General features: G+C 34.6%; 14 protein-coding genes. 10 read left to right on the top strand and 4 right to left on the bottom strand.

Annotation, left to right across the window (positions count from 1 at the left end):
• The first annotated feature begins 44 nt into the window (after positions 1–44).
• From H7350_RS07800 to H7350_RS07785, 4 genes are all read left to right on the top strand, one after another.
• Positions 45–1,274 (top strand): class I SAM-dependent rRNA methyltransferase, encoded by a 1,230-nt coding sequence (locus tag H7350_RS07800; protein ID WP_204345338.1) that lies wholly within the window; start codon positions 45–47, stop codon positions 1,272–1,274.
• Positions 1,275–1,329: 55 nt separating this feature from the next.
• On the top strand, positions 1,330–2,277 hold the full coding sequence (locus H7350_RS07795) for an NAD(P)H-dependent flavin oxidoreductase (protein WP_204345337.1): 948 nt from the start codon (positions 1,330–1,332) through the stop codon (positions 2,275–2,277).
• 78 nt (positions 2,278–2,355) lie between these two features.
• Complete coding sequence (locus H7350_RS07790; RefSeq protein ID WP_235989292.1) at positions 2,356–3,630, top strand: hypothetical protein; 1,275 nt, start codon at positions 2,356–2,358, stop codon at positions 3,628–3,630.
• 126 nt (positions 3,631–3,756) lie between these two features.
• Positions 3,757–4,077 (top strand): YtxH domain-containing protein, encoded by a 321-nt coding sequence (locus H7350_RS07785; protein ID WP_204345336.1) that lies wholly within the window; start codon positions 3,757–3,759, stop codon positions 4,075–4,077.
• On the opposite strand, the gene H7350_RS07780 is transcribed toward H7350_RS07785, so the two are convergent.
• Positions 4,074–4,640 (bottom strand): GNAT family N-acetyltransferase, encoded by a 567-nt coding sequence (locus tag H7350_RS07780; RefSeq protein ID WP_204345335.1) that lies wholly within the window; start codon positions 4,638–4,640, stop codon positions 4,074–4,076. The two genes, H7350_RS07785 and H7350_RS07780, sit on opposite strands and share 4 nt — an antisense overlap.
• Positions 4,641–4,951: 311 nt before the next feature.
• Here H7350_RS07780 and H7350_RS07775 point away from each other — a divergent pair, with 311 nt between their 5' ends.
• Positions 4,952–10,036 carry a T9SS type A sorting domain-containing protein gene (locus H7350_RS07775; RefSeq protein WP_204345334.1) on the top strand — a complete coding sequence of 1,695 codons (5,085 nt, stop codon included), beginning with the start codon at positions 4,952–4,954 and terminating at the stop codon, positions 10,034–10,036.
• Between the two features lie 65 nt (positions 10,037–10,101).
• Here H7350_RS07775 and H7350_RS07770 read toward each other — a convergent pair whose 3' ends face one another.
• Complete coding sequence (locus tag H7350_RS07770; protein ID WP_204345333.1) at positions 10,102–10,737, bottom strand: alpha/beta hydrolase; 636 nt, start codon at positions 10,735–10,737, stop codon at positions 10,102–10,104.
• Positions 10,738–10,776: 39 nt separating this feature from the next.
• On the opposite strand from H7350_RS07770, the gene H7350_RS07765 reads away from it, so the two are divergent.
• The 5 genes from H7350_RS07765 to H7350_RS07745 all read left to right on the top strand — a co-directional run bounded on the left by H7350_RS07765 (position 10,777) and on the right by H7350_RS07745 (position 15,560).
• Positions 10,777–11,202, top strand: coding sequence for a PaaI family thioesterase (locus tag H7350_RS07765; RefSeq protein ID WP_204345332.1), 426 nt, complete (start codon positions 10,777–10,779; stop codon positions 11,200–11,202).
• A gap of 3 nt (positions 11,203–11,205) precedes the next feature.
• A complete protein-coding gene (locus H7350_RS07760; RefSeq protein ID WP_204345331.1) occupies positions 11,206–12,339 on the top strand; it encodes a chorismate-binding protein in 1,134 nt (377 codons plus the stop codon).
• A gap of 107 nt (positions 12,340–12,446) precedes the next feature.
• Positions 12,447–14,207 carry a 2-succinyl-5-enolpyruvyl-6-hydroxy-3-cyclohexene-1-carboxylic-acid synthase gene (gene menD, locus H7350_RS07755; RefSeq protein ID WP_204345330.1) on the top strand — a complete coding sequence of 587 codons (1,761 nt, stop codon included), beginning with the start codon at positions 12,447–12,449 and terminating at the stop codon, positions 14,205–14,207.
• Between the two features lie 89 nt (positions 14,208–14,296).
• The gene (locus H7350_RS07750; RefSeq protein WP_204345329.1) at positions 14,297–14,635 is read left to right on the top strand and encodes a DUF2853 family protein; all 339 of its coding nucleotides are present in this window, start codon (positions 14,297–14,299) and stop codon (positions 14,633–14,635) included.
• Between the two features lie 91 nt (positions 14,636–14,726).
• Positions 14,727–15,560 (top strand): CvfB family protein, encoded by an 834-nt coding sequence (locus H7350_RS07745; RefSeq protein WP_204345328.1) that lies wholly within the window; start codon positions 14,727–14,729, stop codon positions 15,558–15,560.
• On the opposite strand, the gene H7350_RS07740 is transcribed toward H7350_RS07745, so the two are convergent.
• Both H7350_RS07740 and H7350_RS07735 read right to left on the bottom strand, forming a co-directional pair.
• Positions 15,552–15,971, bottom strand: a complete 420-nt coding sequence (locus H7350_RS07740; protein ID WP_204345327.1) for a hypothetical protein — start codon at positions 15,969–15,971, stop codon at positions 15,552–15,554. The genes H7350_RS07745 and H7350_RS07740 overlap by 9 nt on opposite strands.
• Positions 15,972–16,165: 194 nt before the next feature.
• Positions 16,166–16,594, bottom strand: coding sequence for a hypothetical protein (locus H7350_RS07735; protein WP_204345326.1), 429 nt, complete (start codon positions 16,592–16,594; stop codon positions 16,166–16,168).
• Positions 16,595–16,628: the final 34 nt, after the last annotated feature.

The raw sequence follows: 16,628 nt of genomic DNA, 5'->3' as shown, positions 1-16,628 counted from the left end.
ATAAGAGACCTAAGGTTATAGATAATTACTGTTAATTTGCACTTATGAAATTTTCTAAAAGCACTCAGTCATTATATCAACCTAAACGTCTAGCCGTAAAACTCACTGCTAAAGGTGAAAATTATGTGCAGCAAGGCCATCCTTGGGTGTTTTCAGATAGCATTGTGAAAATTAATGATGATGCGAAAACTGGAGATTTGGCTATTATCTTCGGAAAACGAAAAAATGCCATGATAGGTATCGGATTGTACGATGAAAATTCGCCTATACGTATCAAAATGATTTATAATTCTGGTCAGCCTGTACAAATAAACGAAGCTTTTTTTCTTCGGAAAATTAAACAGGCGTATGAAAAGCGTATTCCGTTATTGAAAACAGATACGACAAGTTATCGACTCCTTTTTGGTGAAAATGACGGATTTCCTTCTTTAATTGCCGATGTTTACGCTTCAGTTTTAGTCGTCAAACTCTATTCTGAAATATGGCTGCCTTATCTCAATACCATTTTAGAAAGCGTAATAGAAACATCACATTGTCAAACGGTTGTTATCAGATTAAGTCGTGGTTTACAGCAGTCTAATTCGCATCAGTTAAACGATGGTGATGTCGTTTATGGGATTTTAGATAACGAGGTTGTTGAATTTGTAGAACATGGTGTTCACTTTTCGGCAAATGTGATTAAAGGCCATAAAACAGGTTACTTTTTAGATCATAGAGAAAACAGACGTCAGGTAGGTATTTTAAGTCAGAATAAAACCGTTTTAGATGTGTTTTCTTATGCTGGCGGATTTTCAGTGCATGCCTTAGCTAATGGCGCTAAAGAGGTGACCAGTTTAGATATTAGTGCTCAGGCTCTAGAAATTGCTGTTCAAAATGGAACATTAAATGATTATCCAGGCGTACATAAAACATTGGCAGGTGATGCCTTTGATATTTTAGAACAGCTCATTTCAGAAAAGAAACGTTTTGATGTGGTCGTTATTGATCCGCCAAGCTTTGCAAAGCAACAATCCGAAATTCAATTGGCCAAAAAAAAATATGCACAACTGGCAAGGCTAGGTGAGCAATTAACTGCAAGAGAAGGCTTGTTAGTCTTAGCTTCATGTTCTTCTCGTGTTACAGCAACAGCATTTTATGACATCAACGAACACGTTTTAAAATCTACAAAACGCTCATTTTTAGTGGAACAAAAAACACAACATGATAGTGATCATCCCATAGGTTTTTCTGAAGGTGCCTATCTTAAATGTGGCTATTATAGATTTCTGGATTGACAAACTGTTATGCGTGCATAATATTTATTATATTTGTTCATTCAATACATAATCTATGGACACCAAACTCACACAACTTCTAAATATTACTTATCCTATTATTCAGGCACCAATGTTTTTGGTGTCAAACGTTGCCATGGTAACCGAAGCGATGAATGCTGGAATTGCAGGATGTATTCCTGCTTTGAATTATAGAACTTTAGATGAGCTACGTGCTGCCATACGTCAATTAAAGGCAAATAAAGTGGAAGGTGGATCATTTGGATTTAACTTAATCGTTAATAAATCAAATGTGAAGTACAAAGGGCAGTTAGAAGTGATTTGTGAAGAAGGTTGTGATTTTATTATCACCTCATTGGGAAGTCCGGAAGAAACCATCAATCAAGCTCACGCTGTTGGGATTAAAGTGTTTTGTGATGTGACCGATTTGCGATTTGCAAAAAAGGTAGAAAGCTTAGGTGCTGACGCAGCAATTGCAGTAAATAATGAAGCTGGAGGGCATCGTGGAAATTTATCTCCAGAAGTGTTAATCAAACAACTCAATGACAACTTATCAATTCCTGTGATTTCAGCAGGTGGAGTAGGCTGCAAAGCAGATATTGATAAAATGCTAAGTTATGGCGCAGCTGGTGTTTCGGTTGGTAGTCCGTTTATCGCCTCTGTAGAAGCTGGTGTGACCGACGAATATAAGCAGGCTTGTGTTGATTATGGAGCTGAAGACATTATCATGACCGAACGTATTTCGGGAACACCTTGTACCGTTATTAATACTCCTTACGTTCAAAAAATAGGAACCAAAGCGACCTGGTTAGAAAATCTTCTTAATAAAAATCGTAAACTCAAAAAATGGGTGAAAATGGTTCGTTTTTCTATAGGCATGAAAGCTACAGAAAATGCTGCAAAAAAAGCAACTTATAAAACCGTTTGGGTTGCTGGACCAAGTATAGAACATACTAAGGAAATTCTTCCCGTTAAGACTATTGTTGCTAATTTGGTGCGTTAGGATTAAATAATTTGCCTTTAGAGTTCTCTTTCTTCATTAAATAAGATTAAATTTAATCCTTAACTTTTATCTTTTGATTTGAAAAAACTATTCATAGGGCTTCTCGTTATTATCGTTGTATTTGTGTTGCTGTTGTATTGGTCCTTATCTAGTACAGATAAGCAATTTAAACGAAACGAACTCATTAATATTGACTCTGTAGAATCTATTAATTTCAAGGATTATGATTCTGTCATGGTGGCTGCTAGTACGCTATATGACGCTGATGAGATTAAGCGTTTAATGCAGGGAGAGCACTATAGAAAGGTTTGGGCAGCTCCTGTAAAAGTTCCTGTGGTATTTTTAGATACTTTGTTTGGAGGTGTAACTATTATTGAAGAAGGTGGTGGAAAACAAACACATTCTCTAAAATTAAAAGCTGATAATGGAGTCCTTTATACTTTACGAAGTATTAATAAGGATCCACAACCACTCATTCCAGAATTTGCTAAAACTCTAGGAATAGAGAATATTATTGTCGACGGAATTTCGGCACAGCATCCTTACGGAGCACTGTTGGCGGCTAAACTTTCTGAAGCTATTGATGTGTTGCACACCAATCCTAAAGTCGTATTTCTTCCGAAGCAAGAGCAATTAAAAAGCTTCAACGCCAAATTTGGCAACCGTATATTTTTATTAGAATATGAAACAGAAAGTGATGTAAATTGGACAGATTACACTAACATTATCAAAATTGTTGATTCAGAAGACCTACAACAATTAAAACTCGAACATGGAACTAATTTAAACATCGATAAACAGCTTTTAATACGTGCACGATTATTTGATTTTCTGATAGGTGACTGGGATCGACATTCTAAACAATGGGGCTGGGCAGTGCAACAAAGAGCAGACAAATATTTAGCATTACCAATTGCTGGAGATAGAGATAATGCCTTTTTTGATACCGATGGTATTATCCCATCGATACTTTCTAACAAGAATGTAGTACCTGAGCTAAGACCCTTTGAAGATGATATTGATTTTTTAGAAGGTTTAGTATACCCGTTTGATCGTTACTTTCTTTTAAATAGTCCTGAAGAATTATTTGTAACCGAAGCATTACATCTTCAAATGGTATTAACTGACGACGTTATAGATGAAGCGCTTTCTGTATGGCCAACAAATATTGTAGATTTAAGTGGTAAAGAGATTACAGCTAAAATAAAAAGCAGACGAGATAAACTTTTGGAATACGCTAAGGGTTTTAAACAAGAAATAGATAGACAAGGTCAGCTAGATGATCATTTAAAAGGTTCTGAAGATTTGAATTTACCAGCACATTTAAAACAGTGTTTTGATTGTGAACCATAAATACTAATGAATGTAGTTATGTAAATAATTAGCAGTGTAAGTATTTGATTTGTAGTTTGTTTGTAACAAAACTTTATCTTTTGCTACTTATAAGTAAAACAAGTTTAATTAAAAATAAAATAAGTTATGATTCATAAAGGAGCACTAGTATTAGGCGTATTAATTGGAGCAGCAGCAGGTGTATTATTAGCACCAGAAAAGGGGAGTGTAACGAGAGATCATCTAAAGAAAGAAGGAAAAGACATTAAAAATCAACTATCAAGTGATTTTAATGAAGTTAAAGATGATCTGTCTAAAGCCGCTAAGTCTGGAAAAGAAAAGCTTAGAGAAGAACTAAAAGATCTGGCATCTAAGACAAGTTATGAAACAGAAAAAGCTATTACATTCTTAGAAAAACAACTTGCTATTTTAAAAGAAAAAAATAAAACTCTACAAAAGACAAGTTAAAACCCCTTGAAAATGGTAGTTTTTATGTCAGGCCATTCATTTTTTAGAATGCCATAGCAACAGGTACTACGTCTAAAGCCGTCATTCATAAGTGTATCTTTTCGTAATATACCTTCTAAGGTTGCACCAAGTTTTTCTACAGCTTTTCTAGATTTTTGATTACGTTCATCAATTCTGAATTCTACTTTTTCAAATTCTAAAATTTCAAAAGCATATTGGAGCTTTAAAAATTTCATATGTGTGTTAAGTCCAGTACCTTGAAATGCATGTCCAATCCATGTCCAGCCTATATGAAGGACTTTGTTTTTCCAATGGATTAATCCAAAACGAGTACTACCTGCGTATTGTGCTTTTCGTTTGTCATAAATGATAAAAGGTAGAGTCGTTTTATGGTCGACACCACCTAAAGCAAGTTTTACATAATCTAATAACTTATCAGGGGAAGAAATGTCACTAGGTGAATAGGCTATGAGGTCTTTTTCTTGAGCAATTTCTAATAGATACGTATAATTTTCAAGAGATAAAGGCTCTAGACGTACGTAGTTATTTTCTAATACAATCATCTTAAATTTAAATATTGAATACTAGTCTAAAGTATTCAAAATTTTAATGGGAAATAAATTTTTATAAAAATTAGTACAAGTTTTTTTAGTAAATGCAATTCCTCCTTAAATCTTTGTATTTCAACGAATTAATTGTGCTTCGAAAAATAATTACATCTATATTTATTAAAACTCCCCTAAGTTGTTTATTTATAATTCAAACAACAAATTAATAATAGCATTTGATAAAGGTTGATTAATAGCAACTATGTCAGCCAATCTACGTTACAACTTATCCATAATGTAATGGTATAATTTTAAACCAATACACTATGAAATTCTTTGCTATTAACTTAATTAAGTATTTGTTTTTAAAAAAAAGACTGTTAATTATTGTTCTTTTTCTTGGAACTAATTCATTATTTGCTCAAACAGATACACCTTGTGAAGGTGCTCAGCGTTGGACACAAGGATCAACTTGGCTACCTGACGGTTCAATAGACGATGCACCAAATGCTAGTTTTCCTAATGGTATAATCAGGTGTGGTAGTTCTGCTGAGACACAATCTCAAGTAATGCCTTATAATAATTCAATATATAATTCATCGCAATTTGAGATCGATATTTCTGGAATTCCTTGTGTTGATCCTAGTACTCAAACTGTAGTATATCCTGATAATCCAACCAATGGAGAACCTATGATATGGTTAAATTTTGATGTTAGAGCATTTGCTGGAAGTTTTGAAATTCAAATTAACGATAACTCTGGGGATAATATAGCTTGGGTATTGTATTCGTCAAATGTTCACCAGGCAGGTACAACTTTAGCTTCCAATGGGCAACAACTAAGTGGTGATTGTGGTGATTTAAAACGGATTGCTTGTGGTGTTGAAAGTTCAAGTACTTGGAATACAATTCCTATTGAAGGAGAAGATTTTTTAGAGCCTGCAAATATGTATTTGGCAATTTGGGATCAAGATGCTGATGGAGATTTAGCAGTAAACAATTTTAAAGCAAGGTTCGGATGTGGAGATAGTGATGTAATAATTTGCTCACTAAGCATTGATGAACCTGTGGTATCTTGTGCAATTGATGGAGAATATACTGTAACTCTACCGATTAATGGCGCTAACGGTCAATTTACTGCTAGTGATCCTAATGCTTTAACAATATCTGATGACATATGTCTTGGAAACTTAGGTGGTGGTGCTATTTCAGGTTCTTTCATTTTGACATATAGTCAAGGAACGGATTTCAACATTGATATAAACCCCGTAGATCCTTCGACCAATGGATGTGTTGTGCCTCTAAATCCTTCCCAATGTACAGGAAATGTTTCAGGGTTAAGTCCTCCGCCTGCAACAGATAATATTGAAGATAATGTAACAGTTTGTTTTGGTGCTTCATATTTATGGCCGCAAAATAACACTGTTTATACTGCGTCACAAACACCTGTTACTTTAAATCTTACAGATGAGAATGGTTGTTCCTATACTGCTACTTTAATTATAGACGAATACCCTATTACATCAGATGATACAGCATCAGGAGAGGTTTGTGAAGGCAATACTTATAATTATGAAGGTACTGAATACGCAGTTGGAAGTCATGATATCCCAAGAATTGATGCTAATGGTTGTCCGTACAAAACCGTATTAACAGTTACAGCATATCCAGTAACACCAGATGATGCTGCTTTGGGTGAGGTTTGTGAAGGCAATACTTATAATTATGAAGGCACTGAATACGCAGTTGGAAGTCATGATATCCCAAGAATTGATGCTAATGGCTGTCCGTACAAAACCGTATTAACAGTTACAGCATATCCAGTGACACCAGACGATACAGCTTCAGGTGAAGTTTGTGAAGGCAATACTTATAATTACGAAGGAACAGAATACGCAGTAGGAAGTCATGATATCCCAAGAATTGATGCTAATGGTTGTCCGTACAAAACCGTATTAACAGTTACCGCTTATCCAGTGACACCAGATGATACAGCTTCAGGCGAAGTTTGCGAGGGTAATACCTATAATTACGAAGGAACAGAATACGCTGTAGGATCACATGACATTCCAAGAATTGATGCTAATGGTTGTCCGTATAAAACCGTGTTAACAGTTACGGCATATCCTGTAACACCAGATGATACAGCTTCAGGAGAGGTATGTGAAGGAGACAAATTTACATATGAAGGCACAGAATACGAAGTAGGAAGCTATGATATTCCAAGAATCGATGGTAATGGTTGTCCGTACAAAACCCTATTAACAGTTACAGCTTATCCAGTAACTCCAGATGATGCAGATTCAGGTGAAGTTTGCGAAGGTGATACCTATAATTACGAAGGAACAGAATACGCAGTTGGAAGTCATGACATTCCAAGAATTGATGCTAATGGTTGTCCGTATAAAACCGTATTAACAGTTACAGCATATCCTGTAACTCCAGATGACACAGATTCAGGTGAAGTTTGTGAAGGTAATACTTATAATTATGAAGGCATAGAATACGCAGTAGGAAGTCATGATATCCCAAGAATTGATGCTAATGGTTGTCCGTATAAAACCGTATTAACAGTAACAGCATATCCAGTAACACCAGACGATACAGCTTTAGGTGAAGTTTGCGAAGGTGATACCTATAATTACGAAGGGACTGAATACGCAGTTGGAAGTCATGACATTCCAAGAATTGATGCTAATGGTTGTCCGTACAAAACCGTATTAACAGTTACCGCTTATCCAGTAACACCAGATGATACAGCTTCAGGTGAGGTTTGCGAAGGCGATACCTATAATTACGAAGGAACAGAATACGCAATAGGAAGCCATGATATTTCAAAAACAGATGCTAATGGTTGTCCATACACCACAGTATTAACCGTAACAGCTTATCCTGTAACAGAAGATGTCGTCAACGATGTTACGATTTGTGAAGGTGATTCGTATGAGTGGTCAGTGACAGGTTTAACTTATACAGTGTTAGATTCTCCAGTAGAAGTGAGCTTAACAGATGCTAATGGCTGTCCATACAATGCGACACTAACGATAACAGAAGATGATGCACCAGATGCAGGACTTAATGGAAGCCTAACAGTTTGTGAAGGTGTAATTCCAACCAACGAAGCATTGTTTGAAGCTTTAGAGGGCAATCCAGATGAAGGAGGTGTTTGGAGCGGACCAGAATCGGATGTATATACTTATACATTTGCAGCTTCAGGTTCATGTCCAGAAGTGTCAGCAACAGTAACAGTACTGTATTATGATGTGACACCAGACGATACAGCTTCAGGTGAAGTTTGTGAGGGCAATACCTATAATTACGAAGGAACAGAATACGCAGTTGGATCACATGACATTCCAAGAATCGATGCTAATGGCTGTCCGTATAAAACCGTATTAACAGTAACGGCATATCCAGTGACACCAGATGATACAGCTTCAGGTGAAGTTTGCGAAGGCGCTACTTATAATTATGAAGGAACAGAATACGCAGTTGGAAGCTATGACATTCCAAGAATTGATGGTAATGGTTGTCCGTATAAAACTGTATTAACAGTGACGTCTTATGAGGTGACACCAGACATTGAAGACATTGTCACAATTTGTAAAGAAGATTTTTACACATGGCCTATTACCAATGAATCCTATACAGCTACCGATTCTCCTGTTATTGTTGAGTTGATAGATGATAACGGTTGTACTTATACAGCTACATTAATAATCAATGAAAATGCTGGTTTAGATGCAGGTGAAAACGGTACGCTTACCGTATGTGCGGGAGAAACTCCAACCGAAGAAGAATTATTTGGTGCCTTACAAGGATCACCTGACGAAGGAGGTATTTGGACTGGACCAATAAATGGTCAATACACTTACACTTTTGAGTCAAATGCTGGTTGTATCGGGTCATCTGCAATAGTTAAAGTTTACGAGTACGATAAAACTATAAATGTCAAAGAAGAAGTTTTTGTCTGCCAAGGTTCACCATATGTTTGGGACCTTACAGGTAACAAGTATTCCGCTGATGATTCTCCTATAATATTGGACCTATTGGATGACAATGGTTGTCCTTACAATGCGACCTTGATAATTTATGAGTATCCTCAAACGGAAAACGTTATAGAAACTGTTATGCTTTGTGAAACTCAAACGTATACTTGGGATTTAGATGGAAATACGTATTCGATAGATGAATCTCCTATAACAATAAAAGCATTAGATGACAATGGGTGTTCTTATGCGGCAACCTTAATTTTAGAAGATTTATTAGATGAAACAATTGATTTTAATGCTCCAGACTTTATTTGTGTTGAAGATGGAATAATACATTTAACTGGTGGCGAGCCTGAAGGTGGTGTTTATTCCGGAATTGGAGTCATAGATAATTTGGATGGCACTTATAGCTTAGATACCAATGAATTAGGTGTAGGAAAACATGTCTTATCATATACTATTGGAAGTAAGACGAAATGCGAACAGAGTAAAAAGGTTAAAATAGATATTGTTGAATGTTGTGAGGATGAAAAAGCATATGCATATGCGCCTAGTGCAGGAATTGGTTATGAGTCATGCTTTTTAGAGTCTGAAATGTTAACCGAATTAGATTGGGGTTGGACTAACGGCAACTTAGATTTACAATCTACAAATGAACTGGGATACTATAATGTTTATACGTTTGATTTATATGCTGCTGGTGATGATGGAGCGTGTAATCCATCAGGTCAAGGTACTTCAGCAATTTTAGTAGGCTCGGTAACCTTAGAACGTGAAGGAAATAATGCTTTAGTGACCTACTCAATTAATGACGAAGATTCAGCGTTTGATTATACATTAGGTAATGTAAACGTATATATTGGTTGTAATCCATATCCTTGTCAATCACTTAATGATGATGATGGTAGTTCAAATCGAAGATTGTGTGCCTCAACAATAGATGTTGATGAGTATCCGTATTCAGGGTATTCTGAAGATGGAGATACAGTAACTTTAACGATTCCAATTTCAGATTTAAACAACTTTGTTAATTGCTTAGATAGTTTCTATATGATAGCCTATGCTGAGGTTGAAATATGCGAAGTTTACGAAGAGGACAAAGATGATGACAATCAAGAATCTCTAAGTTTTTCAGATAAAAGAGAGGCTTTAGGTATCGATTTTAAAGCTTATCCTGTACCTTATAAAGATGTAGTGAATCTGGCTTATGAGTTTAATTTTAAAACCAATGTAGCTATTGAAATTATGGATATCAGAGGGACATCAATAATGCGTATTACAAATAATGACTATGTAAAAGGAAGTGAAGGTAAAACAACTATTGATTTGTCTGATGTAAAAGATCAAATTTTATTTGTTCGAATGACAACGAGTCAAGGTAGTGTCATTAAAAAAATTGTGTCCTCCAATAAAAAATGATGTCATTGTAACATCAAAAGTTACATAAATAATAAAAAGTAGTTGTGTTAAAGCAGCTACTTTTTTTATACCAGAGAATGAATCAATTTGACATTAACTTCGTGCACACCTTCAAATGGAATAACATCTAGGCGATTGTCAAATAAAGCTTTTGCTTTAGTGTGTTCTAAAAGCATACGTTTATCATTAAGATACTCATCATTGGTTCCATAAATAAGTTTGGCTTTACCTTTGAAAAAATTAAAATCCTGAGGAGTTAATTCTTCTGGTATTCCACCAGAATGTAACACCAATTGTGAGCATTCAATACGTCGTTTTGCAACATATCGCATAGCAACACTTACGCCTTGAGAATAACCTAGAACAATTAATTGTTTTGCTTCGGAAATTTTCTCGCGTTCAAATATAGCGTCAAAATAAGTCATCACATTTTGGGTGTCTATTTGAGTGTTTTCGCGTGTAAGCCAACCAGCGCCAACATGTGTAAATTTTGGCGTGATATAGTATTTGCTTTGGGCTTGAGGAGCAATAATATAATTGTCTTTAGCTGATAACTCCTTAAAATATTTTAGAAAATAACGGCTCAGATATCCCATGCCGTGACATACAAACCACACATGTTTTGTGTCTGCTGTAAATGTGTTTAAGGTAGAATAACTGTTTGTAATGGTATAAGAAATTTCCTGTTCTGTAGAATTCATTTTGTACTTTTGTTTCGACTTTAAAAATACAGTATTTCTATGCAATTATCTAAAGAAGCCGTATTAGCTAAGGCTAATCAAGTGAGTAAAAACACCTTAATGGAAACCTTAAACATTGAGATGGTTGATTATGGCGAAGGTTTTTTAGTTGCCAGAATGCCAGTGAATTCAAGAGTGTACCAACCTGATGGTGTTTTGCATGGTGGAGCCACAGCTGCTTTAGCAGAAAGCGTAGGTAGTTTTGCTTCGTTTATATTTATGGATTTGGATGACGTATTTGTTCGTGGTTTAGAAATAACAGCTAACCATTTAAAAAGTGTGTCTGAAGGCTATGTATACGCAAAAGCTACATTTTTGCACAAGGGACGAACGACTCAATTGCTAGATATAAGAATAACCGATGATCATGATAATTTGATATCAATTTGTCGTCTTTCTACAATTTCGCTTCCTAAAAAAAAGTAAGATATGCATCAAAAGGATGTCTTAGGGCGTATTGAAAATCAATTCATATCAGGTTTACCTTTTGTAGCTTACAGGAAGCCTAATGCATCAACGATACATGCAATGCTGCAAAAGAATGATGATGTTCACATTGTTGTAGATTTTACGGAAAGCGGATTTGTTTTTTCTCCATTTGATTCAGAACTTGAAACTATTATTTTTCCTGAAAAATTATGCGAAACAATACAATCTGAATTAGATGAAAAGACTGAAAAAAGCACTAATTTATCACCCAATCCAGTTACGCAGATTTCACAAGATAATGATGATTTACGTTATCAGCATATTGAACTTATTCAAAAAGGAATCGATACTATCTCAAATAGCGATTTAAAAAAAATAGTAGTTTCCAGAATTGAAACTGTGCCCATTTCCGAAGATAATCCCATTCGATTATTTAAATCTTTATTAGAGGCTTACCCTACAGCATTTGTTTACATTTGGTATCATCCAAAGGTTGGATTGTGGCTTGGAGCTTCTCCTGAAACTTTATTACACATAGAAGGTTTACGCTTTAAAACAATGGCGCTAGCTGGAACACAGTTATATCAAAACTCTATGGAAGTTGAATGGGATTCAAAAAACATAGAAGAACAACACCTGGTCACACAATATATAGAACACAAATTAATGCCACATGTATCGCAAATAAGTGCCGTACCTGCTCAAACGATTAAGGCTGGGCAATTACTACATTTACAATCTAAAATTTCAGGAATTTTAAAAAGCGAGCATTTAAAGGAGGTGATTTTTAGCTTACATCCAACACCAGCTGTTTGTGGTTTACCTGAACATGAAGCAAAGCAATTCATTTTATCAAATGAAAATTATGATCGTGAGTTTTACACAGGTTTTCTGGGTGAATTAAATCTTACCAGTTTAAAAACCAGAAATAGTAACAGACGAAATGTTGAAAATAATGCTTACGGAACAGTAAAAAAAAGCAGTCATTTATTTGTGAACTTGCGTTGTATGCAAATTAAAAACCAAAAGGCATTAGTTTATGTAGGTGGAGGGATTACTAAAGATTCGAAACCTCAAAACGAGTGGGAAGAGACGGTTAATAAATCGTATACGATGAAAAGTGTTATCTCATAACAAAAGCTTTGTCAATTTGTATTGGTATTTACATGGACTTTCATAATATGCTATTTATAAAAAGGAAGCTTTTTTTTAATTCACATTTTGAATAACTTTGCCATTAGATGATACACCCTAAAATTCCGCTTGCGCAAACTGTTGTTCAGTTGTGTAAACTCAAAAATATAAAGCATATTGTTATTTCTCCAGGAAGTAGAAATGCGCCATTAACATTAGGTTTTACTAATGATGATTTCTTTAATTGCTATAGCATTGTTGATGAGCGTTGTGCTGCTTTTTTTGCCTTAGGAATCGCGCAGCAAATTCATGAGCCAGTAGCAGTGTTATGTACATCAGGAAGTGCATTGCTTAACTATTATCCCGCTGTTTCAGAAGCTTTTTATAGCGATATTCCACTAGTCGTACTATCAGCCGACCGACCTAAACATTTAATTGGTATTGGTGATGGACAGACTATAAATCAGAAAGATGTTTTTGAAAACCACATCATATATTCGGCTAATTTGAAACTAGATTTAAAAGATGAAAACCGTATTCCAGAAAGAGAAGAACTTCCAATATTTAAAAGTATTGAAAACAGATTAGAACGGTTTTTAGGTTTGCAACAAGGTATTCAATCCTATAATGAAGACGAGCTTAATAAAGCCCTAGAACTCTCACGTTTTAAAAAGGGACCTGTTCATGTTAACATTCCGTTTGATGAACCACTTTATGAAACTGTTGATACATTATCTGTAAACCCTAAAGTGCAGACGATCGATTTAAAGCAACAGAAAATTGATCAGGACGAATTAAAAGATTGTATTGACGAATGGTATGTAGCCACTAAGAAAATGATTTTAGTAGGAGTGTTACCTCCAAACCAAATAGAACAGCAATGGTTAGATGAGCTAGCTAACGATGATAGTGTTTTAGTATTCACCGAAACGACATCTAATTTGCATCATCCCAATTTTTTTCCAAGTATTGATAAAATTATAGCGCCTTTAGACAGTGAATCTTTTGAAGCATTACAGCCTGATATACTTGTAACATTAGGAGGTTTGGTCGTCTCTAAAAAAATTAAAGCCTTTTTAAGGACATATAAACCAAAACACCATTGGCATATTGATGCTAAAAAAGCAAATGACACTTTTTTTTGTTTAGACAAACATATCGAAGCAACGCCTAATGATTTTTTCTCTCAGTTCTTGCCTAAAATTTCACACGTCACTAAAAGTAATTATTTTAACATTTGGGATTTAGTTAAGCAACAACGTCATAAAAAGCATTTGGCTTATGTAAAGCAAATTGCATTTAGCGACTTTAAAGCCTTTAGTATTTTGCTTAAGTCATTACCTAATGCAACGATACTACAACTCGGAAATAGTTCTGCTGTTCGATATGCACAATTATTTAATCTCAATCCAACACTAGATGTGTTTTGTAACCGAGGAACAAGTGGAATAGATGGGAGTACTTCAACAGCTATAGGATGTGCCGTTGCAAAGACCAAGCAAACAACATTAATTACTGGTGATTTGAGTTTTTTCTATGATAGTAATGCTTTGTGGAATAATTATATCCCGAAGAATTTCAGAATCATCCTGATAAATAATCAGGGAGGAGGTATTTTCCGCATTTTACCTGGACATAAAAACACTGAAAACTTTGATTATTTCTTTGAGACCAAACATCAGTTGACAGCAAAGCAATTGTGTGAGATGTTTCAGTTTGAATATACAACAGCACATGATGAAGAACAACTGGAAACCTCACTAAAGACCTTCTATAAGAAATCAAAACACCCGAGACTATTAGAAGTGTTTACACCTCGAACTATAAATGACGAGGTTTTATTAGACTACTTCAACGTTATCAAATAGATAAATGTGACATTTCGGCTTTTGATGTGTCTTATAATTGGCTATATTTATAGACCAAATAATTTATTAACCCGTAAAATATAATTAAGATGAGTAAAAGAGATGATTTGATAGCAAAATATGCTTCTGATTTAAAGGACAAATGTGGAGTAAATCCTGATATGGATTTATTAACTAAAGTAACTATTGGTTGTGGGCCATCAATTTATAATGCTGATGCTGCAACAGTTTCAGGATCTGATGATTCAGAATTAGCGACAGTAAAAAACAACTTTTTAATCAAGAAATTAGGATTAAAAGATAGCGCCGATTTAGATAAAGGAATTGCTAAAGTTATGGAAACTTACGGAAAATCTAACAGAAACAAATACAGAGCTGTTGTATATTACTTATTGACAAAACACTTCAAAAAAGAATCAGTATATTAATCTGATATTTTTATATATATTAAGCGTTATAATTCATTAGAATTGTAACGCTTTTTTTAGTTCTCATAACTAATATCTGTATCTTTGACCCATGATAAGAATTGGAGACTTTAATACATTAGAAATCCTTCGGGAAACCGATCAGGGATTATACTTAGCCGACAAAGAGGGAAACGAAGTATTACTACCCAATCGCTACGTTCCTGAATCGTTTAAGGTTTGGGATGAAATTGAGGTGTTTGTTTATTTAGACAACGAAGAGCGTCCTGTAGCTGTAACCGATGAGCCATATATTGTTCGCGATGACTTTGCACTTTTACGTTGCAATCAAGTGACCGAACATGGTGCTTTTTTAGATTGGGGTCTGGTAAAAGAATTGTTTTGTCCGTTTAGAGAGCAGGCGTTTAAAATGAAAGCTGGTGGCTGGTATTTGGTCTATTGTTATCTTGATGAAATCACTGATAGGTTAGTGGCTTCGAGTAAAACAAACCGTTTCTTAGACAATAAAGAACTTACTGTACAGCAATTTGATGAAGTGGATTTAATTGTGTCTCACCCTTCAGAATTAGGGATGAATGTGATTGTTAATAATCAACATTTGGGTTTAATATTTTCAGAAGATATTTTTAAAGATATTAGTGTTGGAGACCGTCTAAAAGGTTATGTTAAAAAAGTTCGTCACGATAATAAATTAGACATTATCTTAGGAAAAATCGGGTATCGCAAAATAGAACCTAATGCTGATTTAATTATGCAACACCTTGAAGATTCTCGTGATGGCTTTCTTTCACTTAATGATAAATCTAATCCTGATGATATCAAGCGAGAACTGCAAATGAGCAAAAAAACGTTTAAAAAAGCCATTGGCACATTGTACAAGCAAAAACTCATTACCATCAAGGACGACGGCATTTATTTAAACTAAAGCAGACGCATCTTTAAAGTGGCTTTCAACCCATTGGATAGCATCATCTAATTCGTTAAAATTTTGTCGATTAAATTTAAAGAAATGATTTTCCATTTCAAATACTTTACTTGCAAAGTTTGAGTAGGTTACTGTTGCATATGCTTTTAAGTTTTTAAAGGTTTCATTAAAAAAAGGCGCATCGGTAATCAAAATTGAATATGATTTTTTTCTGTTAGCGATGAAGCCAAAACTCGTATTACCATAGTATTTCTGAATTGCAGTTTTTGCATCATCAAAATTTTCGTAGGTAATATTAATGCCTTCATTAAACTCTGCAACAAGATAATTTTTGAAAAAGTACAGGTCACCTATGGCAACTGTCTCTTGATGTATCAATTTATCGTAATGTTTAGATTCAATTAATAACATGTCATCTATTTAATTAATTAGGGAGCACAAATATATTGTGACTAAGTATAATTTTCAAGACGATAATGAGATAATAATCATTATTATTCATTCCCACTTTTTAAAGTGTTATAAGTGAATACAATGAATATTTTAGTGAGAATTATTGCATATAAATTCTCAAATGTAAAGTATCAATGAAAGAAATTTAAAGCTTAGTTGATCGAAATACTCATTTTTTTTATGACTTGTTTATAGACAGAATCTAAGCCTTCATATAAATTGTCAAAGCTAATATTTTGAGACGCACAATACTGACTCTCAATTTCAGCATTCATACGTCCTGCATGATTATGACTTACAATGCCGTAAGCAACTAAATTTGGAAATATGGAGCGAACTTCAGCGGTTTCTAGTAAAGCTATTGAGTACGAATTAACTCGATTGGCAACGAGACCAAATGGTTTAATATTTCCGAAGTACTGGATTAAATCGTTTATCATTTTTCGCCCAGAGTGTAAATCGGCATGTACACCTTCATTAAACTCAACAACAGCAATGTGATTAAAGAAATGAAGTGTTCCCGCTTCAGATTGTTCCTGTTTCACAATTTGTGACGCAACATTTGAATTTATAATTGTCATATCCCTTAATATATCTTATAAACTAATTTTTATA

Source organism: Psychroserpens algicola, from assembly GCF_014526325.1.
In the GTDB taxonomy this organism is placed as follows: Bacteria; Bacteroidota; Bacteroidia; order Flavobacteriales; family Flavobacteriaceae; genus Psychroserpens; species Psychroserpens algicola.
Note: the sequence above shows the minus strand (reverse complement) of the source record. Positions and strands in the feature narration are given on the sequence as shown.